The following is a 23,492-nucleotide window of genomic DNA, read 5'->3' as shown; positions in this document are numbered from 1 at the left end:
GCCCCGCCGCCTGTTGAGGCGTTGCGTTCAATAGTTGAGGGATACTCTGTTTTGAAGAAAATACGTCGTTCTATTATCGCTGCCGTAACTATTGCAGCCTGCTCTTCCGTGCTTCCGGCGGAGAGTTTTGCTGGAGATGGTTGCGGCGGTGCTTCATGGTACGCACTTCACTCCAAAACTGCTTCCGGGGAACGTATGAACCCTGCCGTCTTGACTGCCGCACATCGTTCGCTTGCGTTCGGCACCAAGGTGAAGGTCACCAACCGCAACAATGGCCGCACCGTCGTCGTTCGCATTAACGATCGCGGTCCGTTCATCCGCGGCCGGGTGCTCGACCTGTCGCGCGCCGCCGCCCAGAATATCGGCATGGTGAGCTCCGGCACGGCGAAGGTCTGCTACCAGGTAATCAGCTAAGGCGTACTGCCGGACAACCAGCTGCGCCGTCAGCGGCGCTTGCTCTTGCCGTCAATCGCGGTTACCACGCGGTTGAGACTTGTGAACATTCCGCCCCGCGCCTGTCGCGCCCGTGCGGATCGGTCGCAGGCCATGGCAATTAGGAGACTTTGAATGCGTCTGGGCGGCCGCCTCGAAGGGGCGATTTCTGTGCTCGCGGATATCGATGCCCGCAAGCGGCCCGTCGCCGACGCGCTGAAGGACTGGGGCCTCGCGCATCGTTTCGCCGGCTCCGGCGATCGTGCCGCAATCGGCAACATCGTCTATGACGCCCTGCGCATGCGGCTTTCCCATGCCTGGCTGATGGATGACGACAGCGCTGCAGCCATTGCCCATGCCGTCATGTTCCGCCAATGGGGTTTCACACCCGACAGCCTTGCCGCCGAACTGGCGGACGACAAATTTGCGCCGGCGCCGCTGAACGCCGATGCCGCTGCGGCATTTGCCAGCCGCTCGCTCGACGATGCGCCGCCGCATATCCGCGGTGATATCCCCGAATGGGTCCAATCCTCCTTCGAACAAGCCTTCGGCGCCAGCTGGCTCGCCGAGGCACAGGCGCTTGCCGCCCGCCCGACGCTCGATCTGCGCGCCAACATCCTGAAGTCCTCCCGCGACAAGGCCGTCAAGGCGCTCGAACGAGCCGGCGCGCAGGCGGCGAAGATCGCTCGCTACGGCATCCGGATTGCCGCCGGCGAAGGCGCTTCGCGTCTACCCAACGTGACAGCCGAGCTTTCGTTCCAAAAGGGCTGGTTCGAAGTTCAGGACGAAGGATCGCAGATCGTCGCCGACCTGGTGCTTGCCCATGAGGGCGACCAGGTTCTCGACTATTGCGCCGGCGGCGGCGGCAAGACGCTCGCCATGGCGGCCGCCATGCAGAACAAGGGGCAGGTTCACGCCTATGACGCCGACCGCAAACGGCTGGCGCCGATCATCGAGCGGCTGAAGCGGGCGGGCACGCGCAATGTCCAGGTGCATGACGACGCTAGGGCGCTTTCCAGCCTTGCCGGGCGCTGCGACAAGGTGCTGGTCGACGCGCCGTGCACCGGCACCGGCACATGGCGCCGCCGCCCCGATACGAAATGGCGGCTGACGGCAAAGAACCTCGACGAACGCACCGCCCAGCAGCAGGATGCGCTGACGCAGGCAAGTGGCTTCGTCAAGCCAGGCGGCGAGCTGATCTACGTCACCTGCTCGGTGCTGCCCCAGGAAAACGAGGAACAGGTGCGCCGCTTTACGGCTGGCCATCCTGATTTCCAGATCGTCAGCGCCCTGCCCGCCTGGGATGCGCTCTTCGGGAAAGACGTCTCACGTCCGCACTCTTCCGACGGCCTGACGGTGACGCTGACGCCCGCCTCCACCGATACGGACGGCTTCTTCTTCTGCCGCATGCAGCGGAAGGGCTGAGGGCGGTTGCTGCCGCTTTTTCAAGCAGATGCGCTTGGAAGAGCGTGCCTGCGGCGGCTATCCAATCTTACAATCATTCCAAACTAGAGTGTTTGACACAAGTTTGCTTTTGGGCGAAGAGACGGAGCCCGATTATAGCGCCGCGCGTCTTATCAGACGCGCAAAGGACGCTGTAACAGTTTGAATCGGCGCATCGTGCTTTCCGAAAATCGATGCCGATTTTCGGGCCGATGCGCTAGACGGAATATCCGTCACAGGAGAGGATCATGAAGCTCAACACATTCCGCGCAGCCGTGCTGGCGATTGCCCCCGCCGCCCTGCTCGCCCTGCCCGCCCATGCCGAGACCGATGCTGCCGCTGTGGTCAAACACTATGCCGACGTCGGACATGCGAAATACGAAGACTCGCTGACGACGGCAAAGGCGCTCGATACCGCAATCGACGCTTTCCTGAAGGCGCCGACCGACGCGACGCTGAAGGGAGCCCGGGACGCCTGGATCAAGGCGCGCGTTCCCTATCAGCAGACGGAAGTCTATCGCTTCGGCAATCCGATTGTCGACGACTGGGAAGGCGAGGTCAACTCATGGCCGCTCGATGAAGGCCTGATCGATTATGTCGATCCCTCCTATGGCAGCGAGAGCGACGAAAATTCGCTCTATGTGGCAAATGTCATTGCTAACAAGACGATCAAGATCGACGGCAAGGATGTCGACGCTTCCAAGCTGACGCCGGAATTCCTCTCCGGCACGCTCGCCGGGGCCGGCGGCATCGATGCCAATGTCGCGACCGGCTACCACGCCATCGAATTCCTGCTCTGGGGCCAGGATCTGAACGGCACGGGACCTGGCGCGGGCAACCGCCCGGCAACGGATTACGACCTGAAGAACTGCACGCACGGCAATTGCGACCGCCGCGCCGAATATCTGAAATCCGCCTCCACCCTGCTGGTGTCCGACCTGCAGGAAATGACCGACAACTGGAAGGCGGACGGCGCTGCGACGAAGAATGTCGAAGCCGACCCGAAGGCCGGTCTCGTCGCGATCCTGACGGGCATGGGTTCGCTTTCCTACGGCGAGCTGGCCGGCGAGCGCATGAAACTCGGCCTGCTGCTGCACGATCCGGAAGAAGAGCATGATTGCTTCTCGGACAATACCTACAACTCGCATCTGAACGACGCGATCGGCATCGCCGCCGCCTATACCGGCAACTATACCCGGGTCGACGGCACCAAGCTCAGCGGTCCATCGCTGCACGATCTAGTGGCCGCCAAGGACAAGGCGCTCGACGCCGAGATGGAAGACAAGCTCAACAAGACGCTCGATGCGATGAATGCCATGGCAAAGCGCGGCGAGACGGTCGAGAAATACGACCAGATGATCGGTGAGGGCAACAAGGAAGGCAATGCCGTCGTCCAGGCCGCCATCGCCGGGCTGATCGACCAGACGAAATCGGTGCAGCGCGTTATTGCCGCACTCGATCTCGGCACGGTTCAGCTTGAAGGTTCCGACAGCTTGGATAATCCTAACGCCGTCTTCAAATAAGCAAAAAGGCGGGCCGCTTCGATAACGGAGCGGCCCGAACCCTGAAATGTCGCATGCCCCGGCCCGCCGATTGATCGCCAGCGCAGTGCTCTGCGCCACGCTTGCCGGTTTTTCCGCAGCACTTGCCGCCGGTTTCGATCTGCCGGCGAAACGCATCGACCTTTCCGAAGCCGATCTCAAGCGCGTCGCCGACGTGACGCGGCCGACCAAGGATTTTTCGAAGGCCGAGCAATACGAAGCGATGCAGGCGGGTGCTACGACTTCGATCGACCCGGTCACCGAAGACAGCTTCTCGCATATTTCGGCCAACATCCCCTTCGAGGAAGAGCAGAATTTCAGGCTCGGCAATTCGCTCTTCCGCAAGCTCTGGGTTTCCGCTCCCTCCTCGACGCAGGCCTCCGATGGCCTTGGGCCGCTTTTCAACGCCCGCTCCTGCATCAGTTGCCATGTCAATGACGGCCGCGGCAAACCGCCGGAGGGTGGCCCAAGTGCTGTCTCGATGCTGCTGCGGCTTTCGCGAGCAGCCGCAACGCCGGACGAGGAAAAGGCGATCGCGGGAGCTGACGTCGTCAACTTCCCCGATCCGGTTTATGGCCATCAGCTGCAGGACTTTGCCGTTCCCGGCCTTGCTGCCGAAGGCCGGATGGCAATCAACTATGATGAAGAGAAGGTGACGCTCGGCGATGGCGAGACCGTATCGCTGCGCCGGCCGCATTATGCGGTGACGAACCTTGCCTATGGATCGCTCGATCAGGCGACGACAATTTCGCCGCGTGTCGCCTCGGCCATGATCGGCCTTGGGCTGATCGAGGCGATTCCCGAGGCCGATATCCTTGCCCATGCCGACCCAGACGATGCCGATGGCGACGGCATCTCCGGCAAGGCGGCGATGGTGCGCGACCACCGCAGCGGCGAGGTTACACTCGGCCGGTTCGGCTGGAAGGCGCAGAACGCCACGGTGCGCGACCAGAGTGCCGATGCCTTTGCCAGCGATATCGGCATCTCGACATCCGATCAGCCGAATGCGCAGGGCGATTGCACCAAGGCGGAAGAGAAATGCCTTGATATGCCGACCGGCGTACAGAAACGGCTGGGGGCGCAAGAGGCACCGGATCCCATTCTCGACCTAGTGACCTTCTATTCCGAAAACCTTGCCGTTCCGGCCCGCCGCAAGGCGAGCTTTCCCGAGACGCTGAAGGGCAAGCGGATCTTCTACGACAGCGGCTGCATTTCCTGCCATGTGCCGAAATTCGTCACCCGCAGGGATTCGCCCGACAAGGCGCAGTCCTTCCAGCTGATCTGGCCCTATTCCGACTTCCTCCTGCACGATATGGGCGACGGGCTTGCCGACGGGCAGCAGGTCGGTCTTGCAAGCGGACGTGAATGGCGCACACCACCGCTATGGGGTATAGGACTGACCCGGACGGTCAGCGGACACAGCTTTTTCCTGCATGACGGCCGTGCGAGGGATCTCACCGAGGCGATCCTCTGGCATGGCGGCGAAGCTGAAAAGGCCCGCAACGCTTTCTCCTCCCGGTCAAAAGACGACAGGGCGGCCCTGATTACATTCCTGGAGTCACTTTGATGCGCCTTTGGCACCCCCTGCTCTGCCTCACTCTGATCGGCCTGGCCACATCGGCGGTCGCCCAGACCGCCGCCACCCCTCCGGCAGGGCTGAACGAGGATGCCGTTCCGGCGGTCATGCAGCGCGCCGTCGACGAAGTCATCCGCCCCGGTTATCGCAACATGCAGCAATCGGCCGCCCGGCTGACGACGGCGATGAAGGATCTCTGCGACGACGGCACGCAGCAGACGCTCGACAAGGCCAAATCCACATTTGACGACACCATCCGCTACTGGTCGATCATCGAGATCGTCCAGACCGGGCCTGTCATCCAGGACAATCTCTTCGAGCACATCCTGTTTTACCCCGACCGCAAGGGCGTCGGCCTGAAGCAGGTGCAGGCGCTGATCGCCAAGGCCGATCCGAAGGATGCGGCGGTCGATGCGATCGCCGGCAAGAGCGTTGCGCTGCAGGGCCTGACGGCGCTGGAATACGTGCTTTACGGCAATGGCGCCGACGATCTCGTCAAGCAGAAGGGCGGCTTCCGCTGCCTTTACGGCCAGGCGGTTGCCGGAAACATCCAGCGTGAGGCCGGCGAAGTCGTCGCCGCCTGGGAAAAGCCCGACGGCGTGCAGGCGAGCTGGAAACATCCAGGCCCGCAGAGCAACGATTTCATGGACAACAAGGAAGCGGTGACCGCGCTGCTCGGCATTCTCGTCCACGGCGCGGAGAATGTCCGCGACCAGCGGCTCGAACAGTTCTACAAGGGCAAGGACACCGCACCGCGCCCGCGCATGGCGATCTACTGGCGCTCGAAAAACACCTGGAAATCGATGGCCGCCAATCTGGAGGGACTGCGCACGCTCTGGCAGAAGGCCGGCATGGCCGAACTTCTGCCGCCGGACAAACAGCCGATCGCCGCCTCAATCGACGAGGATTTCAAATCGCTGCTCGACAGCGTGCCGAAACTCAATCCCGACATCGATGCCGCCTTAAGCGATGCGGAGAAGGCCAAGCTCGATACGCTGCTGGCCGAGAGCCGCGATCTGATCACCCGGATCAGCGACGAATATGGCGCCGCCATCGGCCTTTCGGCCGGCTTTTCCTTTTCGGACGGGGACTGAACCAATGATGCGAAGTGCTGCGATGAACCGACGCGATTTCGTCAAGGCGGCCGGGCTCGGCTTCCTCGCCACCCTGGCACCGAAATCGCTGATGGCCCTGGAGCGGGCGGACGCGGTCTATGCCTCGGGCATTCGTGCGGCCGACGGCTCCTTTGCCGTCGCGACTGTGACAGAGCGCGGCGAGGTCATCGATCAGGTCAAGCTTCCCGCCCGGGCTCACGGCATGGCCTTCAGTGCCGCCACCGGCAGGACCGTCGCCTTCGCCCGCCGGCCGGGCACCTATGCGATGATTTTCGATCCGCGAAATAAGGCCGAACCGATTGTCATCAGCTCGCGGGAAGACCGGCATTTCTACGGCCACGGCGCCTTCTCCGCCGATGGTCGTTTGCTCTACGCCAGCGAGAACGACTTCGACGGCAATCGCGGCATGATCGGCCTCTACGACGCCACCGACCGCTTCACCCGCATCGGCGAATTCGAGACCTACGGCATCGGCCCGCACGACATGACGGTCTCCGACGACGGACGTCTTCTGATCGTCGCCAATGGCGGCATCGAGACGCATCCGGATTTCGGCCGCACCAAGCTCAATCTCGGGGAGATGCAGCCGTCGCTGGTGCTGATCGATGCCGCGACCGGTGCTCTGGTCGAAAAACATGTGCTGCCGGCGGAATGGGCAGAACTCTCCACCCGCCACATCGATCTCGATGACAGGGGCCGCATCTGGTTTGCCTGCCAGTACGAGGGTCACCGCAAGGATTTGCCGCCGCTCGTCGGCCATTTCACCAAGGGCGAGGACCTTACCTTCATCGACCTGCCGGAGCAGACGACGCGCAGGCTCGCCAATTACGTCGGAGCGATTGCCGTCAATCGCAGTGAGGGCCTCGTCGGTATCACCTCGCCGAAGGGCGGCGCCTCGGTGACCCTCGACGCAAGGACGGGCAAGGTGCTCGCCGAAACCAGCATTCCGGATGCGGCCGGCATCGCGCCGGCAAAGAGCGGCTTTGCCGTCTCCTCCTATGATGGCGATTTCCTGTCGACCCGCAGCGACGTCGCCTGGGATCAGCACATCGTTCGGATCTGAACCAGCGACGTAGAGCGTGATCTCGCGCGAAGACCGCTCACACATCAGGGCGACATGCATCAACCGTCGCGCACATAGGCCTTCTGCTCGGCGCTGATGCTCGAGGCCGCGGCCCTTGCCGCCTCATGCAGCCATTCGTTTCCGCGTGTCTTGATATCCCGAAGGATCACGGCGACCGCTGCCGCATCGTTGGAATGGCAATTGGCGATCTCGAAGCCCATCAGCTCGAGCATCGTCGGCGAAAGCAGGATTTCGGGGTGCCGGTCGATTTCGATCTTGCAGCTGTTCGGCGAGATCCGGCGTACGAGGATGCGGCCGGAAACCCGGTAATGCGGATCGACGCACCGCATCCGCCCGTCGGCGATCTCGCCCGCATGGATCGCCACGTCCTGTGGTCTGTGGCGAAGCGACCAGGCGGACGGCAGCAGCGCCTTGGCCTCTCGCAGCACCGGTCCGCCCTGCCATTCGGCATAGGCGACGAAACGCGGCCGGCCGAGGCTGCCGGTGCCGCCGCTGCGTGGCTTCGCCACGAAGCTGCCTGAGCCGAGCGGCAGTGCATCTGCGAGCGCCTTGACATAGGCGGAGGGCGGAGGCTCGCTGCCGGGAAGCAGCATTTCATATTTCTCCCAGAATTCCCGACGTTCGGAATTCGGCAGCATCAGCGCCTTGCGCAGCCATTTGTGATCGCGCTCGAGGATGACGGGCAGCGGATTTTCAAGGCCCCTGCAATAGCCGCTCAGGATCAATTCGCCGATCATCCGAACCGAGGGACCATCGTCGCCGCGCGCCAGCACAGCGCTGGCCGCAAGGCGAACGAGATCCAGCGTATAAGGCATCACCGCCGCATCGTCGAAATCATTGACGCCCCAGACGAGCCGGCCCTCGCCATCACGCCAGGTGCCGAAATTTTCCAGATGGGTATCGCCGATCGCCAGCACCTCGGGCGCGCGGGCGAGTTCCGGGCAGATATCGAGGATAGTCTCGCACCAGCGCCAATAGGTGGCGCGCAGGAAGACGAAGCCGCCGCTTCGCATCTTCTCGTGCTTCTCCCGGAGATCGTCCGCGACGAGATCGGCCCCGAGTTCGCCGGCCAGCCAAGTCTCGAAATTCCGGACCGATTGCGATATCGTCGTCATGCGCCGGCGCTCCATCCTTTCGAGATCCGACGCGGAGAATACGCGCTGGGCGCGAAGCTGCAATCGTCTTCGCACCAGCTTGCATGGTGACGGAAAGGCGAACGGTGGCCCCGGCGACACGGCCGCAGCTTTCCATCGCCGCTGAGACCGATTTCAGCAATGTGCAGCTTGTCGAATCCGGCCCGCCATGCCACTTTCGCCGCTGCAAGAGGGGCAGCCATGAGCGAGACTGACAGGGGCGATTTCCGCGCGCGAATCCGCCGCAATTTTGCGCGGCAGGCGGCGATGGAGACGATCGGCGCAGAGCTGACGCGCGTCGAGCATGGCGTCGTCGAAATCGAGCTTCCCTTCGACGTCAAACTGACACAGCAGCACGGCATCCTGCACGCAGGCATCATTTCCGCAGCGCTCGATTCGGCTTGCGGTTTCGCCGCCTATAGCGTCATCGACCCCGAAGCTTCGATCCTGACGATCGAGTTCAAGGTCAATCTCATGTCGCCGGGGCGTGGCGATCGTTTCCTGTTTCGCGGGGAAATCACCAAACCCGGCTCCACCATCATCGTCGCAGACGGGCGAGGCTACGCAATCAGCGACGGGCCGGCGAAGCTCATCGCCTCGATGACAGGAACGATGATGGTGATCCGCGGTAGAGAAGGAATTACGGGATGAAGTTCGAGCTGAAGTCGGTCGCGGGAAAGTCCATGCTTTTCGTCATGGCGGCAGAGGCCGAATACGGCCCCTTCCTGCGTTCGCGCATCGAACCTCTGATGACCGGCGTCGGCCCTGTCGAGGCGGCGGTCGCGCTGACCAAAACGCTGGCGCGGCTGGATGCGGCCGACGACCTGCCCGATCTCGTCGTTTCCCTCGGCTCGGCCGGCTCGGCGAAACTGGAGCAGACGGAAATTTATCAGGTAACCTCGGTTTCTTATCGCGACATGGACGCCTCGCCGCTCGGCTTCGAAAAGGGCAGGACACCCTTTCTCGACCTGCCGGCGGTGCTCGAACTGCCGCTGCGCATCCCGGGCATTCCGGAAGCAAGCCTTTCCACCGGCGGCAACGTGATCTCAGGCGCGGCCTATACCGATATCGACGCCGACATGGTAGACATGGAAACCTTTGCGGTGCTGCGCGCCTGCCAGGGCTACAAGCTGCCGCTGATCGGCCTGCGCGGCATTTCCGACGGCGCGGTCGAACTGCAGCACATCTCGGGCTGGACCGAATATCTGCACATCGTCGACCGCAAGCTCTCCTACGGCGTCGACAGCCTGTTCACGGCGCTGGAGGACGGAGTTTTCTGGTTCTGAGCCCTAAAAGCCGCGCGTCTTTTCAGACGCGCGAGGGACAATCGGAACAATAAAAACCAATGCCGCCGATTTCCCGGATTGCAAGGCGAAGCGCTTTTCATTAAAGCCTCGCCATGACCCAGACAGCACATCCCGACTCCGTTCTCATCGTCGATTTCGGCAGCCAGGTGACCCAGCTCATCGCACGACGCGTGCGCGAGGCCGGCGTCTATTGCGAGATCGTTCCCTTTCAATCGGCCGAAGAGGGCTTCAAGCGCCTGCAGCCGAAGGCCGTGATCCTCTCCGGCAGCCCGGCTTCGACGGTGGACGAGGGATCGCCGCGAGCGCCTCAGATCATCTTCGACAGCGGCCTGCCGGTCTTTGGCATCTGCTATGGCCAGCAGACGATGTGCATGCAGCTCGGCGGCAAGGTCGAGAGCGGCCATCACCGCGAATTCGGCCGCGCCTTCCTGGAGGTAAACAAGGACTGCCAGCTGTTCGAGGGCCTCTGGTCCTCCGGTTCGCGCCACCAGGTGTGGATGAGCCATGGCGACCGCGTCACCGCGCTGCCTGAGGGTTTCGAGGTGGTCGCCACCTCCTCCAACGCGCCCTACGCCTTCATCGCTGACGAGAAGCGCAAATATTACGGCGTGCAGTTCCATCCCGAGGTCGTGCATACGCCCGACGGCGCCAAGCTGATTGGTAATTTCATCCACAACATCGCCGGCCTCAAGGGCGACTGGTCGATGTCGGCCTATCGCCAGAAGGCAGTCGATGAGATCCGCAAGCAGGTGGGCGGCAAGCGCGTCATCTGCGCCCTTTCGGGCGGCGTCGACAGCTCAGTCGCGGCGCTGTTGATCCACGAGGCGGTCGGCGACCAGCTGACCTGCATCCTCGTCGACCACGGCCTGATGCGCAAGGACGAGGCGGCCGGCGTCGTCGCCATGTTCCGCGAGCACTACAATTTGCATCTGCTGCATGTCGACGCTTCCGACCGTTTCATCGGCGAGCTCGAAGGCGTCAGCGACCCGGAAACCAAGCGCAAGATCATCGGCCGGCTGTTCATCGAGACCTTCGAGGAAGAGGCAAAGAAACTCGGCGGCGCCGATTTCCTCGGCCAGGGCACGCTCTATCCCGACGTGATCGAAAGCGTTTCCTTCACCGGCGGCCCGTCTGTGACGATCAAGTCGCACCACAATGTCGGCGGCCTGCCGGATCGCATGAAGATGCAGCTCGTCGAGCCGCTGCGCGAACTGTTCAAGGACGAGGTGCGGGCGCTCGGTCGCGAACTCGGCCTGCCCGACAGCTTCATCGGCCGCCACCCCTTCCCCGGCCCCGGCCTTGCGATCCGCTGCCCAGGCGGCATCAGCCGCGAAAAGCTGGAGATCCTGCGCGAGGCCGATGCGATCTATCTCGACGAAATCCGCAAGGCCGGCCTCTACGACGCCATCTGGCAGGCCTTCGCCGTGCTGCTTCCGGTCCAGACCGTCGGCGTCATGGGCGACGGACGTACCTACGAATTCGTCTGCGCGTTGCGCGCCGTCACCTCGGTCGACGGCATGACGGCGGACTTCTACCACTACGACATGGAATTCCTCGGCCGCGCCGCGACCCGCATCATCAACGAGGTGCGCGGCATCAACCGCGTGGTTTATGATGTGACATCGAAGCCGCCTGGCACGATCGAGTGGGAATGAAGGGCTGAGTTGATCCAACTCGCCCAGCCCGCTAAATTGCTTCGGGGAAACGGGACGACTTCTCCATGACAGCCAACAATCGTATTGTCCTCTCTAGCGACCACACGGCCATTCAGCTCCGACAGGCCATTGCCGCCCATATCGCGGCACATGGCTGGGTGGTGGTCGACATCGGACCGACGACGCCGGAAAGCACCCACTATCCCAAACACGGCGAGCGGCGGCGCGGCTCGTCGCCTCTGGTGATTGCCGGTTTGGCATCATCCTATGCGGCACCGGCCAGGGCATCATGATGGCAGCGAATAAGGTAAAGGGTATCCGTTGCGGCATCTGCGCCGACACGTTTTCAGCCCGCATGATCCGACAGCACAATGATGCCAACATGCTGTCGATTGGTGTGCGCGTGGTGGGCGAAGGGCTGGCGCTCGACATCGTAGATGCGTTCCTAACCGCCCAGTTCGAGGGCGGTCGGCATGCGACGCGGGTGGAAATGATTGGGGCGCTGGAGGAGTAGCGCCGTTCCTTGCGTCTTCTTTGGGAGAAGATGTCGAGTAGGCTCAGCGGCAGAGGAATGCCCGGGCCGGCGGCGACAGAAGGGCCGACGGCTACAAAACGATCGTGTGATGTCGGATCTTGTCGATCTGGTGCGTCCTTGGGTCAGCACCCAAGGAGGAGAGCGCCGTGAGAGACCTGATCCTGAAGATGTCCATATCGGTCGACGGCTTCATCAGTGACCTGGACGGCCGAAACACATGGATGTTCGGCTTCGATCGGGAGGCGAAGGCCTGGAGCATCGAGTTTATAGGGAATGCCGGCCTGCACATTATGGGCAGCCGCAGCTTCCTTTCCATGGCCCCCTTCTGGCCGACCTCCACCCTGGCGTTCGCGCCGCCGATGAACCAGATCCCCAAGGCCGTCTTCTCACGACAGGGGCCGGCGATCCTCACGAATGTCACGGCGGCGCTCGATGACATCAGCGCCAAGGGGACCGGACAGTCTGCGGAATTGCAGCCCGGCGCAAGCAGTTGGGCGGAGGCCTATGTGGCGAGCGGTGAGCTTCGGAGGAAATCACCAAGTTGAAGGCCCAGGAGGGCAAGCCGATCATCGCCCACGGCGGCGTCAGCTTTGCCCGCAGTCTTGTCGCCCAGGGACTGGTCGATCAATTCGCCCTGCTTGTGATCCCCGTGGCGCTGGGCAAAGGCCTGCCGCTGTTCTGCGAACTCCCCGCCCCAGCGCCTCTCAAGCTGATGAGCTCGAAGGCTTTTCCCGGGGGCGCGGTGGCGCAGCTTCGGCACCTTCCACGTCTCTGCCGAGGACGCCCCAGCCACGGTCAAGGCTGCCATTCTTGCCGGCTACCGTCATATCGATACGGCCGAGGGCTATCAGAACGAGACGGGCGTCGGCCAAGGCATCAAAGCCGGCCTCACCGCCGCGGGTCTTGCCCGAAAGGACATTTTCGTGACCACCAAGGTCTGGCCCGGCAATGCTGCCTGGGGTGATGCGCCGAAGACCTACGAAGGCATCATGGCGGCATTTGCAAAAAGCCTTGCCGCATTGGAGCTGGACTATCTCGACCTCTACCTCATCCATGCGCCATCCGGGGGCACCGAGCGGCTGAACGAATGGCGCGCCCTCGTCGACCTCAAGTCACAGGGCAAGATCAGAGCGATCGGCGTCAGCAATTTCACGGAGGCGCATATCGACGAGATCAAGGCTGCCGGTTTGCCGCTGCCGGCAGCCAACCAGATCGAGTTGCACCCCTGGTCGCAGAAGCCGGATCTGGTCGCTTATCTTGCCGACAATGGCATCGCACCGATTGCCTACAGTTCCCTGGTGCCGCTCTCGACGTGGCGGGCGAAAGACGGTCAAGAAAGCGCCAAGACCGAGGAGATGAAAGCAGCGGGGGCCGAAGCGGCATCGCCTTTTAAGGCAATGGCGGCAAAATACGGCGTCACGGAAGCTCAGTTGTTGCTCCGCTGGGGCGTGCAGAAGGGCTTTGCGGTTCTTCCCAAAACCATGGACCCGGCACGCATGCGCGAGAATCTCGACATCTTCGTATTCGCTATCGACGCAAACGACATGCGCGCCATCGAAACGATGGACCTCGGTGACGGGGTGGCCTGGCCGAGCGGCGATCCGCGACACCTCGGATGATCTGAACGTAAGGCAGACCGCCAACACGGATGGCTGTTTGGCCGGTCAGGATCGTCGTCAGCAGTAACGGCCGAGGTTCACTCACCTCGGCCGGCTGTTTGTCATCCAGAGCATGATGCCGCAAAGTGTGCGCGGTTTACTTATGACATCATGCTCTATTGCTTTGATTTAGATCGGGATTCAAATTCTAGGCCGATCAGGCCTAAAATTATATGGCTTATCCCGTTTGCACAGGGACATACTGTACATTGTGCATGAGCGACATAGGGCATCGCTCAGCTTCAACGCCGGAGCGGATTACACTGGCTTTGACCTTGGCAGGAAAGGAAGCGCTGCTGTGCAGGCTCGATGTCGTTCGTGACAATGCAGCTTTCCAACCACGAATAGTTGACTGCTCCGCCTGAGAATACCGTCTTTCCCGCCACCACATCCCGCCTGTTCACAGTCCATTGGAGGAGAGAACCTCGTCCGATGAACCGCTTCTGGCAGCCAAATCGCACACATGCGAACGCTACGGATTTGGAGACGGGGGTGCAGCTAAAACCCAGAGAACCGAGTCTCGCGGCCATCGCGGCTTCGTTTCCGTCCACCTCGGCAGCCAGTTTCTGCACGAACGTTTCGTAGTCCTTGAGGTTGAGTGGCAATGGAGCGAGTGTGTCTCTGCGAACGTCTTCAGCCCGCGCACCGCTCCAGCTCCCGAGGCAGGCTAAAAGCACGAGCGTCACACCGCTTGATTTTCTGAGCCTCGATCTATTGGTCACAAACATTTCCCTGCCACCCCGACTACCTTCAGCAAATGATCAGATTCGCTGCGAGAAATCCTGTCAGGCGGCTTCGAAGGAAATGCCATCCACAGACGATTTCCGGCGTGCGCCTGTGATCTTTGAGCCGATAGGGATATGGCGGAGATAGCCCCGTCCGATGTCTTCCGGTGTTAAACTCGGCGGATGAACGTATCGGCGGGTGCTTCGCTCCTCGCCTAAGCGCCTTGGTGGAAGCGGGGAACGCCTCGGCTTCCTTCGCGGATATCGCCACCTTTTCTCTTGCTGCCGAACTTCGTCGAGAGCTTCGAAGATATCGCAGCCGTTCTCCACGGCGTAGTCCTTGGCGCGGTCGAGCCTGTCGGGCCTGACCATGTCGAGAATCTGATCCTCGTGCGCCAGCTTCCATTCCCGCGTGTCGCCGACGATGTCGCGCCAATTTATCCGGCCGATACGCTGTCCGAGACCCAGGATCGTATCAACGTTGGTCTGGAAATGCCGTCGGCGGTTCCAACGGAAGACGAACTCGTTGGCGTAGATATCGACATGCTTGTCACGGACACCGTGATAAGTTCCGTAGCTCCATCGCTTGAAATTGGCGAAGAGGCGATGCACCCACGGCAGTACCTCATGGGCTGGAGGTGCATCCTCGGCACTCAGGTTTATGGCCTGATGGCCTCGGTCTTTCAAGCGTCTGTAGGCCGTGTTGCCGTCGGTGACGAGCAGGCTGCCGATGGCGGTGTTGTCCCGGATGAAGGCGTGCAGGCTCTCGCGATTGATGTTGACGATGCGCTGCAGGCGGCATCGCGCAGGGTACTTTCCGGCCTCCACCTCGACGGCACCGATCATGAAAATCTTGCCGATTGGACTGCGTCCCTGACCGCCGCCTTCAGGCTCATCCTTACGGCGGAACGGCACGTTCGTCTCGTCGATCTCGATCATGCCGCGCAGCGGACGCCTGTCCGGATCGACCATCGCCCGGCGGAGCTTGTGAAGCAGAAGCCAGGCGGTCTTGTAGCTGCCGAGACCCAGCTTCGGCTGGAGCTGCAGGGCGGACATTCCGTTGGAATGGGTCACGAGGAGGTAGGCGGCCAGAAACCAGACCCGGAGCGGGAGATGCGTACCGTGCATCACCGTCCCGGCGATGAGCGATGTCTGGTGGCGGCAGCCGGTGGTGGTCCGTACCCCATCGTCCGCAACGGCGACACCCTGGCATTCCCAGACCCACGGGCGAGCCTCAAGTCGCCATGCCCGGTTCCCGCCGCAACGCGGGCATTGAAAGCCGTCCTTCCAGCGCTTCTTCGCCAGATATTCCGCGCAGGCGTAGTCGTCGGCGAAGTCCGAGGTGAACTTCTCCAGCGATGGCGGCTTGTCATTGGCCCAGCGTGTCGGAAACAGGCTTTCGCTCATGCCCTCCTTTTATCGGAGAAGGGGAGATGAGTCATATTGCAACGCTGGATGTGGTTAATACCTGTGCGAACGGGATAAGCCATAAAATTATCCTGATCTAAAGCGCGGCGCATCAAACTTGATTCATGCGCCGCGCTTTAGTCCTTTGTTTCTATGCATATCGTTATCCCAGAACCGCCGCACACTTCAGGGCGACATGCACTAGGGATGACGGCTGCGATGCCAAGCTCAGCGGCCGTAGGTGACCTCGACGGAGGCCTTGTCGAGCGTGTTTGCCCTGACATAGAAACCAACCATGGCGCCCGGCGCAGTATCGGGAAGCGGCAGCTTGTCAACCGAAAGCGCGTAGACGGTGAACTGGTAATGGTGCGGCGTGTCGCCGGCCGGCGGGCAGGCGCCGCCATACCCTGAGACACCAAAATCCGTGTGGCCTTCCACGGCGCCTGCGGGAAGCTTTTTGTCACCGCTGGCGCCGGTGGCGATCTCCGAGGCATCCGCGGGAATGTTGAACACCGACCAATGCCACCAGCCCGAACCCGTTGGAGCATCCGGATCGTAAGCCATGACGGCGAAGCTCTTGGTCGCCGGGGGAGCATCCGACCAGGCCAGTTCCGGCGAGATGTTCTTGCCGGCGCAGCCGAAGCTGTTGAAGACCTGCGCATCGGCCATGGACTTGCCTGAAGTCAGATCTTTCGAGGTGAGCTTCATTTCGGCATGGGCGGCGGCGGCGCCGAAGACGGACGCGGCGAGAAGGACTGCTATTATGGAACGCATGCTGTTTTCCTGCGGTTGATAATGCAGGAAAGCTATCGTCACGGAGCAGGTGCATCTGCCCCGCTATGCTCAACTTCTGCCCCGATCCGCTCAAAACGCTCAGATCCGCCCCGCACGTGGCGCGGATTGACGCCAAACCGCTCTTTGAACCGCGCCGAGAATTGCGACGGGGAATCGTAACCGACCTCAAGCGCAACCTGCGCCATCGGCAAGGTTGTGGTTTGAATGAGGCCCAGGGCGCGATTCATTCTTGTATCGCTCAAGATCTCGCTGAAACCGGTATTCTCGGCGGCCAGCTTACGCCTGAGCGTCGCCTCGCTCATGTTGAAGGCGCGCGCCGCCTGCCCCAGCGTCCAATCACGGGCCGTATCACCTTCAATCATCTGCCTCAGCCGATCCTCGAGCCGAGGGCTCTGGCATTGACCCAGCACCGCTCCGCAGAGCGCAAACCAGGTGACGAGTTCCATCAGACGAGCCTTGGCAATAACGCCGGGAAGCCGCGTCAGATTGCCGGGCTGACAGCAATAGTCAAACAATGCCGCTGCTTCCTCCGGCAGGTTTGAGGCGCCTGCCGGGATAGGCCGCGATGGAACGGCCACCGACCCCATGCTGCTATAGGCATCTTCGAAGAGCGGTCTGGGGACAGGAAGCGCCAGGGTCTGATATTTCTGTGGCGCCCTGGGAATATTCTCCATGGTCAACGGTCGATAGTCGGGCAGCAAGGCATATGCGCCTGCCTCGAGGCGCAAAGCCTTATCATCCGCCATGACGATCTTCGTTCCGGATTGCACCTGGATCAACAAGGGGCTCGTGCTGACGAGACGAGAAAAGCAGGCGCGTCCACCCTGACGGATCAGGGCCCTGGTCGGAATGGGAAAGACGTCGTCCAGCATAGGTTCTCCGGCAACAGGATGCCCCTCGCCCCTGATCCTTTGCGATGGGGAAATAGCAAAACCGCGTGACTGGGGCAACCTTGAGCCGGGGCCTATGCCGCAGGAGCCAGCCGCTCTCATCCTCGGGAAATTCGCTGGTATCGTACCGGGTTCGGGCAGGGCTCGACCATATCTAATGCCTAGCGGACTTCCTGATATGCTCCACCAGCGCCCGCAGCTTCAGCGGCTGCCTCTGGCGCCTGGGATAATAGAGATAGAAGCCCGGGAAGGGCGGGCAGAAATCTTCGAGCAGCGGCACGAGTTCGCCGCGTTCGATATAGGCCTCAAAGGTTTCCACCATGCCGAAGGTGATCCCGGCGCCGGCGCAGGCCATGCGGATCATCATCCCCATGTCGTTGGTGGTGACGGCGGGATCGACCGCGACGTCGAAGTCGCGATCATTTTCGGTGAACTCCCAGCGATAAGGCGCCGTATCGGGGCGAGGTCGCCAGCCGATGCAGGCGTGATCCTGCAGTTCGCTGGGATGGCGGGGATGGCCGCGGCGCTCAAGGTAGGCGGGGGATGCGGCCGCGGATTGGCGCTGCGGCTCGGAGACCGAGATCGCGATCATATCCTGCTCGATGACTTCGCCGAGCCGGACACCGGCGTCGAAGCCGGCCTCGACGATATCGAATTCGTCATCGGTGACGGTGATATCGAGTTTGATCTCAGGGCAGGCTTGCATGAACCCGGCCAACAAGGTGCCGGACAGAAAACTCTCGGCGATCGAGGAAACGGTGATCCTCAGCAGGCCGCTCGGGCGCGCCTGCATCTCCCGCACCGTCTGCATCGCATCCTTGACCTGCCGGACCGATGGGCGAACCGCCTCGAAGAACACGTCGCCGGCTTCGGTCAGGCTAACGCTGCGCGTCGTGCGCTGGACCAGCGCGACCCCAAGACGATCCTCCAGACGCTGCAGAGCCTGACTGACGGCGGAGCGGGTGACGCCAAGTCGCTCACCGGCCAGCCGGAAGTTCCGCGCTTCCGCCACGGCGAGAAAGACTGAAATGCCTTCGAGATCGTCGATCATTGGTTAGCAGTTCTAACCAAGGCATCCGGTATTGGCAACTTAATCAACTCGATTGCGCAGCCTATTTTTCTCTCGAGGTCAGGCAAGGCGGCCGTCATGCCAGCCCTCTATCGAAAGGAAAAACGATGCGAAGGATTTCCAAGAGCGCTGTTCTGCAAATTTTCGCCGTCACCACCCTGGCCGGCACGGCGATCGGCCCCGCGGATGCCGTCAACGACCGGCGATCCATACGTCAACAAACAAGCGAGAACACGATGCAGCAACATCCCTATGTCGGCATATGGGTGACGGATGATGGCCGTATCCGCCATGAACTCCTGCCCGACGGCCGTTACGACGAGGCCCGCGGCAACCGGGAGAGCGCCTATCGAGGCCGTTACGAAGTCACCGGAAGCCATATCGAATACTGGGACGACACCGGCTTCACGGCCGACGGCGATTTCGTCGACGGCGATACGCTCCATCATGGCGGCATGGTGCTCCGCCGCCAATAGACATCACTCGGGATAAGGCCGTTTCGGCCGGAAAGGATGACGATCATGTCTTCCACCACACCCATCTGGTTCATCACCGGCGCATCGTCCGGCCTCGGCCGGGCGCTTGCGGAGGCGGTTCTCGCCCGTGGCTGGCGCGCCGCCGTGACCGCGCGCAGACCAGAGACCCTCAGGGATCTCGCAGCTGAACACGGCAACCGCGCGCTTGCTCTCGCACTCGATGTGACGGACGGCCGCTCCGTCGCCGGCGCGGTTCATGACGCCGAGAGACATTTCGGCGCGATCGACGTGCTCGTCAACAATGCCGGCTACGGCTATCTCGCGGCGATCGAGGAGGGCGACGATGCGGAGATACGCGCCCAGTTCGAGACCAATGTCTTCGGATTGATCGATGTCACCAAGCAGGTTCTGCCGGGTATGCGGACACGCCGGCGAGGGCACATCTTCAATGTCTCCTCGCTCGGCGGTCTCGTCGCCTTCGCTGCCACCGGCTATTACCACGCCACCAAATTCGCGGTCGAGGCGCTGTCGGAATCGCTGTCTCATGAGGTCAAGCCGCTTGGCATCGATGTGACGATCGTCGAGCCCGGCGCTTTCCGCACTGACTGGGCCGGCCGGTCGATGGTCGAATCCAGCACCGTTATCGACGACTATGCCGAGACATCGGGCAAGCGGCGCCAGGCCACCCGCTCGGTCTCCGGCAAACAGCCGGGAGATCCGGTCCGTGCCGCAGCCGCCATCCTATCGGCCTTCGAGGCGGAGGAACCGCCGCTGCGTCTGCTGCTCGGCGCACCTGCCCTGAAGATCGCCCGCGAACGGCTGGACGCGCTGCGCGGAAACTTCGACGCCTGGGCGGAGACGACGCTCAGCGCCGATTTCCCCAGCTGACCACCAAGAAACACTCAATCGACAAAGGAGCTTGAAATGTCGACGATCGAAGGAAAAGTCATCGCCATTACCGGGGCCAGCAGCGGCATCGGAGAGGCTGCTGCAAAGGTGCTGGCTGCCGCGGGCGCGCATCTCGTGATCGGCGCGCGCCGCACCGAGCGGCTGGAGACACTCGCCGGCGAAATAGCAGCCAAGGGCGGCAGCGTGCGGCTGCGAAAGCTTGATGTCACCGACCGTTCCCAAGTGGAGGCCTTTGCGGGTTTTGCCAGGTCCGAATTCGGCCGGTTGGACGTTATCGTCAACAATGCCGGCGTCATGCCGCTCTCGCCGCTTGCGGCCCTCAAGGTCGACGAGTGGGACCGGATGGTCGACGTCAACATCAAGGGTGTGCTCTACGACATCGCCGCTGCGCTTCCGATCATGAAGGCGCAGGGATCCGGACAGATCATCAACCTGGCTTCGATCGGCGGCCACGCCGTTTCCCCAACGGCCGCGGTCTATTGCGCGACGAAATTCGCGGTGCGGGCGATCTCGGACGGGTTGCGGCAGGAGACAGATCGCATCCGGGTGACGGTCATCTCCCCCGGCACCACGACATCGGAACTGGCCGGCACGATTACCGATCCGACCGCGCGGAACGCCATGAGGGTTTTCAGGGCGGTCACGATCAGCCCCGAGGCTATCGCCAATTCGATCCTCTATGCCGTCAGCCAGCCTGACGATGTCGATGTCAGCGAGATCATCGTCCGGCCAACGGCCAGCCCGCATTGAGCAGCCGGCATCCCGGCTGAGACCGCCCCGCCGCCTAAAACCCCAGCGATTGCTGGGCGGGCGGCGGCGGGCCGAGCTGGACGCCTTCAAGCTCCAGCATGCGGGTCTTCGATGACGAGCCGCCGGGAGCCGAGAAACCGCCGATTTTGCCGCCGGCGGCCAGCACCCGGTGGCAGGGGATGATCAATGCGACCGGGTTCTTCGCCATCGCCTGGCCGACGTCGCGCGCGACTTCCGGCCCGGCGCCAAGCTCTTTCGCCAGCGCGCCGTAGGTGGTCGTATGGCCCCAGCCGACACGCCTTGCCGCCGCGTAAATATCCCTGAAGAGGGCATCCTGCCCGGCAAGATCGAGTTCGACGTCGGAAAAATCCGTTTCCTCGCCCTGGAAATAGCGCTTCACGGCGGCGACCGTTTCGAGCACATCAGGCGTCGGCGCGCCGGGCTCGGCACCCGGCAGGCGGCGCAGTAAGAGCCGCTCGGTCGCTTCCGCGGTTTTCGTCGGCAGCTGGAAGCGGGCGATGCCGGCGTCGCTCCAGGCGATGCCGCAGAAACCAGCCGCGGTTTCGAAGATGAGATAGTGATGGATCGTCTGGGCCATGACACAGCCTCCGCGTTTTCGATTACCACCAAAATCGTACGGAACGGCCGCTGTTTCAACCCGATTCTTGCGCATCTCGTTCTTTTTTTGTTCTTGATATTCTACCTTGCCGGCGTATCTTTCACCTCTTTTTTGGAGCGCGAGGCGGTCATGACGACCTGACAGGCCATGAACCAGATTTCCTTCGATTTCGACCATGGTCAAAATCGACGCGGGCAGGCGGGTGAAAGCCGGAACGGCGGCCACAGGCTTTTCTTTGCGCTCCGCCCGCCTGCGATCGTCGAACGGCAAGCGGCTTCGATCGCCGACGACTATTGCAATACCTTCTCCGTTTCCGCAAAGCCGCGGCTGACGACCCTGCATGTGAGCGTTATCGGCATCGGCGACTATGAAGTGTTGCCGGAGGACGTGATCTTTGCGGCCCGGCAGGCCGCCGCCACAGTCGAGGGCGCGCCGATCGCCGTCCACCTTCGACAGGATCATGAGCTTCAAGCGGGAAGGCAAGGCGCGGCCTCTGGTGCTCTGCAGCAAAGACGGGCTGATGCCGCTCATGCGACTGCATGTCCAGCTTGGTGTCGGCCTGCACAATACCGGATTGCGTGACAATATCGATCGCAATTTCACGGCGCATATGACGCTGCTCTATGACCGCAAAGCGGTGCCGCCGACGAGCCTCGACCAACCGGTTTCGTGGACGGCGCGGGAATTCCTGCTCATTCACAGCGTTCTTGGAAAAACCGAACACCACATCATCGATCGCTGGCCGCTGCTTGGCTGACGGCAATGGCATCTCCGGACCAAGGCTTGCGCTTCCGCGATTTCCGCGCATAAAGCTGAACAACCGTCGGGATGGCAAACGGAGAGCGAAGACAGCATGGATGTTTCAGAGATCATCATCCCAGGAGATACGCCGGGAACGGAGTGGCGGCTGCCGGTGCTGCGCTTTGCGGGCCACGATTCGAAGGCGCCGAAGATCTATATCCAGGCCGCCCTGCATGCCGGGGAACTGCCGGGAACGGTGCTCCTGCATTTCCTCTGCGAGCGGCTGCGGCAGGCGGAAAGCGAAGGCGGGATCGTCGGCGACATCACCATCGTGCCGCAGGCCAATCCGATCGGTGCGGCGCAATCGCATTTCGGCGACCTGCAGGGTCGTTTCGACCTTGGCTCACGCACCAATTTCAACAGGGATTTTCCGCTGATCTCCCTTGCCGATCGGGCCACGCTGATCGAAGACCTCGATGATTATCCGGCTACCGACAGGCTGAAACGACAGCTCTTGCATATGGCGCTTGGCGCCGATCTCGTCCTCGACCTGCATTGCGACGACGAATCCCTGCAATATGCCTATATCGACGAAGCCTTCTGGCCGGAGGCGGCCGATCTTGCCGCTGCACTCGATATGGAGGCCGCGCTGCTTTCGGATGGCGAAAGCTCGGCCTTCGAAGAGGCGGTCGGTTTTGCCTGGAAATACGAGGTTCCCGGCGAGCGCCAATCGCGGCTGCCGGGCAGGCTTTCGGTCACCGTCGAGCTGCGCGGCAAACGCGACGTCGATCCGGTGCTGGCTGAGAAGGATGCGGAGGGGCTGTGGCGGTTCCTTGCGGCACGGGGGATCGTCGGTGAGGTGAAGGCTGAGGCAAGGGCGTTTTCCGGTCCGGCCGTGCCGCTCGACAATGTCGAGATCATTCGCGCTCCTGAAGGTGGGGCCGTGCTCTTGCATCGCGCCATCGGCGACAGGGTTGTGGAAGGCGAGCTCCTGGCGACGATTGTCACCCGCCCGGGTCAGCCGGGTGGCAGCATCGAACTCCGCGCCCCGCAAGACGGGTTGATCCTGACCCGAACGTCCGACCGGCTGGTACGGCGGCGCGGCGACCTGATGAAGATTGTCTGCGACAGTCCCAGCGACGCCTTGCGCAAGGCCGGCACGCTGGAGAATTGAGCCGAGCCGGATCCCGGCGAGCGCCGGGATAAAGTGTCGCGGGCATTTGCGCCGGTCTTCTTGCATGGTATCTCGCAGCGATCACAGGGAATCGATCGGGCATGACCGTCACCATCTATGGTATCAAGAATTGCGACACGATGAAGAAGGCCCGCAGCTGGCTGGAAGAACACGGCGTTGCCTATGCGTTTCACGATTACAAGGCGCTCGGCATCGACCGCGCCCATCTTGATGCCTGGATCGATCAGGCCGGGCTCGATACCGTGCTCAACCGCGCCGGCACCACCTTCCGCAAACTGGCTGATGCAGAGCGGGAGAACCTCAGCTGGGAGAAGGCGATCCAACTGATGCTCGACCAGCCGTCGATGATCAAACGGCCGGTGCTGGAGGCCAGCGGCAAGTTGCTGATCGGCTTCAAGCCGGCGATTTACGCCTGTGCATTTGCAGGCTGAACGACA

At 62.2% G+C, this 23,492-nt stretch carries 20 protein-coding genes and 5 pseudogenes; 19 read left to right on the top strand and 6 right to left on the bottom strand.

All coding sequences use genetic code 11. From position 1 onward, the window contains the following. Window positions 1-51: 51 nt before the first annotated feature. The 6 genes from HJB83_RS15930 to HJB83_RS15905 all read left to right on the top strand — a co-directional run bounded on the left by HJB83_RS15930 (window position 52) and on the right by HJB83_RS15905 (window position 7,170). Complete coding sequence (locus HJB83_RS15930) at window positions 52-414, top strand: septal ring lytic transglycosylase RlpA family protein (protein ID WP_221116681.1); 363 nt, start codon at window positions 52-54, stop codon at window positions 412-414. A gap of 153 nt (window positions 415-567) precedes the next feature. Further along, a complete protein-coding gene (locus tag HJB83_RS15925) occupies window positions 568-1,857 on the top strand; it encodes an RsmB/NOP family class I SAM-dependent RNA methyltransferase (RefSeq protein WP_207582577.1) in 1,290 nt (429 codons plus the stop codon). Window positions 1,858-2,123: 266 nt separating this feature from the next. Then, window positions 2,124-3,398 carry an imelysin family protein gene (locus HJB83_RS15920; RefSeq protein ID WP_207582576.1) on the top strand — a complete coding sequence of 425 codons (1,275 nt, stop codon included), beginning with the start codon at window positions 2,124-2,126 and terminating at the stop codon, window positions 3,396-3,398. Between the two features lie 46 nt (window positions 3,399-3,444). Beyond that, window positions 3,445-4,983 carry a di-heme oxidoredictase family protein gene (locus HJB83_RS15915; RefSeq protein ID WP_207582575.1) on the top strand — a complete coding sequence of 513 codons (1,539 nt, stop codon included), beginning with the start codon at window positions 3,445-3,447 and terminating at the stop codon, window positions 4,981-4,983. Next, entirely contained in the window at window positions 4,983-6,086 is a 1,104-nt protein-coding gene (locus HJB83_RS15910) for an imelysin family protein (protein WP_207582574.1), read from the top strand. The genes HJB83_RS15915 and HJB83_RS15910 overlap by 1 nt, the downstream gene beginning before the upstream one ends. Window positions 6,087-6,090: 4 nt before the next feature. After that, window positions 6,091-7,170, top strand: a complete 1,080-nt coding sequence (locus tag HJB83_RS15905; protein WP_207582573.1) for a DUF1513 domain-containing protein — start codon at window positions 6,091-6,093, stop codon at window positions 7,168-7,170. A 59-nt stretch (window positions 7,171-7,229) separates the two neighbouring features. Here HJB83_RS15905 and HJB83_RS15900 read toward each other — a convergent pair whose 3' ends face one another. Beyond that, entirely contained in the window at window positions 7,230-8,306 is a 1,077-nt protein-coding gene (locus HJB83_RS15900) for a DUF2252 family protein (RefSeq protein WP_207582572.1), read from the bottom strand. A gap of 219 nt (window positions 8,307-8,525) precedes the next feature. Between HJB83_RS15900 and HJB83_RS15895 the strand changes: the two genes are divergently transcribed. The 7 genes and pseudogenes from HJB83_RS15895 to HJB83_RS15870 form a co-directional block, all read left to right on the top strand. Continuing rightward, complete coding sequence (locus HJB83_RS15895; protein ID WP_003544704.1) at window positions 8,526-8,975, top strand: PaaI family thioesterase; 450 nt, start codon at window positions 8,526-8,528, stop codon at window positions 8,973-8,975. Then, window positions 8,972-9,610, top strand: a complete 639-nt coding sequence (locus HJB83_RS15890) for a 5'-methylthioadenosine/S-adenosylhomocysteine nucleosidase (protein ID WP_207582571.1) — start codon at window positions 8,972-8,974, stop codon at window positions 9,608-9,610. Before HJB83_RS15895 ends, HJB83_RS15890 begins: the two co-directional genes overlap by 4 nt. 113 nt (window positions 9,611-9,723) lie before the next feature. Beyond that, window positions 9,724-11,286, top strand: coding sequence for a glutamine-hydrolyzing GMP synthase (gene guaA / locus HJB83_RS15885; RefSeq protein ID WP_221116679.1), 1,563 nt, complete (start codon window positions 9,724-9,726; stop codon window positions 11,284-11,286). 65 nt (window positions 11,287-11,351) lie between these two features. Further along, window positions 11,352-11,800: pseudogene (gene rpiB, locus HJB83_RS15880) on the top strand (ribose 5-phosphate isomerase B). A gap of 167 nt (window positions 11,801-11,967) precedes the next feature. Next, window positions 11,968-12,366: a dihydrofolate reductase family protein gene (locus HJB83_RS15875; RefSeq protein ID WP_259671343.1), complete on the top strand. Its 399-nt coding sequence runs from the start codon at window positions 11,968-11,970 to the stop codon at window positions 12,364-12,366. After that, a pseudogene (locus HJB83_RS34140) lies at window positions 12,363-12,503 on the top strand (dihydrofolate reductase family protein); the annotation flags it as partial. The gene HJB83_RS15875 and the pseudogene HJB83_RS34140, both read left to right, overlap by 4 nt. A 94-nt stretch (window positions 12,504-12,597) precedes the next feature. After that, window positions 12,598-13,440: pseudogene (locus HJB83_RS15870) on the top strand (aldo/keto reductase family protein); the annotation flags it as partial. 1,184 nt (window positions 13,441-14,624) lie between these two features. On the opposite strand, the pseudogene HJB83_RS15865 reads toward HJB83_RS15870, so the two are convergent. From HJB83_RS15865 to HJB83_RS15850, 4 genes and pseudogenes are all read right to left on the bottom strand, one after another. Next, window positions 14,625-15,611, bottom strand: a pseudogene (locus HJB83_RS15865) (IS1595 family transposase); the annotation flags it as partial. A gap of 228 nt (window positions 15,612-15,839) precedes the next feature. Further along, window positions 15,840-16,385 carry a YbhB/YbcL family Raf kinase inhibitor-like protein gene (locus HJB83_RS15860; protein ID WP_221132394.1) on the bottom strand — a complete coding sequence of 182 codons (546 nt, stop codon included), beginning with the start codon at window positions 16,383-16,385 and terminating at the stop codon, window positions 15,840-15,842. A 38-nt stretch (window positions 16,386-16,423) separates the two neighbouring features. Then, window positions 16,424-17,278: a helix-turn-helix domain-containing protein gene (locus HJB83_RS15855; RefSeq protein ID WP_221132393.1), complete on the bottom strand. Its 855-nt coding sequence runs from the start codon at window positions 17,276-17,278 to the stop codon at window positions 16,424-16,426. Between the two features lie 172 nt (window positions 17,279-17,450). Further along, entirely contained in the window at window positions 17,451-18,347 is an 897-nt protein-coding gene (locus tag HJB83_RS15850) for a LysR family transcriptional regulator (protein WP_221132392.1), read from the bottom strand. A 125-nt stretch (window positions 18,348-18,472) separates the two neighbouring features. Between HJB83_RS15850 and HJB83_RS15845 the strand changes: the two genes are divergently transcribed. From HJB83_RS15845 to HJB83_RS15835, 3 genes are read left to right on the top strand one after another with little or no spacing between them, the layout of a single operon-like run. Then, entirely contained in the window at window positions 18,473-18,841 is a 369-nt protein-coding gene (locus HJB83_RS15845; protein ID WP_221116675.1) for an Atu4866 domain-containing protein, read from the top strand. A gap of 36 nt (window positions 18,842-18,877) precedes the next feature. Next, the gene (locus HJB83_RS15840) at window positions 18,878-19,729 is read left to right on the top strand and encodes an oxidoreductase (protein WP_221132391.1); all 852 of its coding nucleotides are present in this window, start codon (window positions 18,878-18,880) and stop codon (window positions 19,727-19,729) included. A gap of 36 nt (window positions 19,730-19,765) precedes the next feature. After that, the gene (locus HJB83_RS15835; protein ID WP_221132390.1) at window positions 19,766-20,500 is read left to right on the top strand and encodes an SDR family oxidoreductase; all 735 of its coding nucleotides are present in this window, start codon (window positions 19,766-19,768) and stop codon (window positions 20,498-20,500) included. A gap of 34 nt (window positions 20,501-20,534) precedes the next feature. On the opposite strand, the gene HJB83_RS15830 is transcribed toward HJB83_RS15835, so the two are convergent. Continuing rightward, entirely contained in the window at window positions 20,535-21,098 is a 564-nt protein-coding gene (locus HJB83_RS15830; protein ID WP_207582569.1) for a methylated-DNA--[protein]-cysteine S-methyltransferase, read from the bottom strand. A gap of 168 nt (window positions 21,099-21,266) precedes the next feature. Here HJB83_RS15830 and HJB83_RS34725 point away from each other — a divergent pair. The 3 genes and pseudogenes from HJB83_RS34725 (at window position 21,267) to HJB83_RS15815 (ending at window position 23,486) form a co-directional block, all read left to right on the top strand. After that, window positions 21,267-21,876, top strand: a pseudogene (locus tag HJB83_RS34725) (2'-5' RNA ligase family protein). A 96-nt stretch (window positions 21,877-21,972) separates the two neighbouring features. After that, entirely contained in the window at window positions 21,973-23,034 is a 1,062-nt protein-coding gene (locus HJB83_RS15820; protein ID WP_221132389.1) for a succinylglutamate desuccinylase/aspartoacylase family protein, read from the top strand. A gap of 101 nt (window positions 23,035-23,135) precedes the next feature. Next, window positions 23,136-23,486, top strand: a complete 351-nt coding sequence (locus HJB83_RS15815) for an ArsC family reductase (RefSeq protein WP_207582566.1) — start codon at window positions 23,136-23,138, stop codon at window positions 23,484-23,486. Window positions 23,487-23,492: the final 6 nt, after the last annotated feature.

Origin of the sequence: Rhizobium sp. NZLR11 (assembly GCF_019685115.1) — a bacterium.
In the GTDB taxonomy this organism is placed as follows: Bacteria; Pseudomonadota; Alphaproteobacteria; order Rhizobiales; family Rhizobiaceae; genus Rhizobium.
The sequence above is the reverse complement of the archived record's forward strand: the minus strand, read 5'-3'. Positions and strand labels throughout refer to the sequence as shown.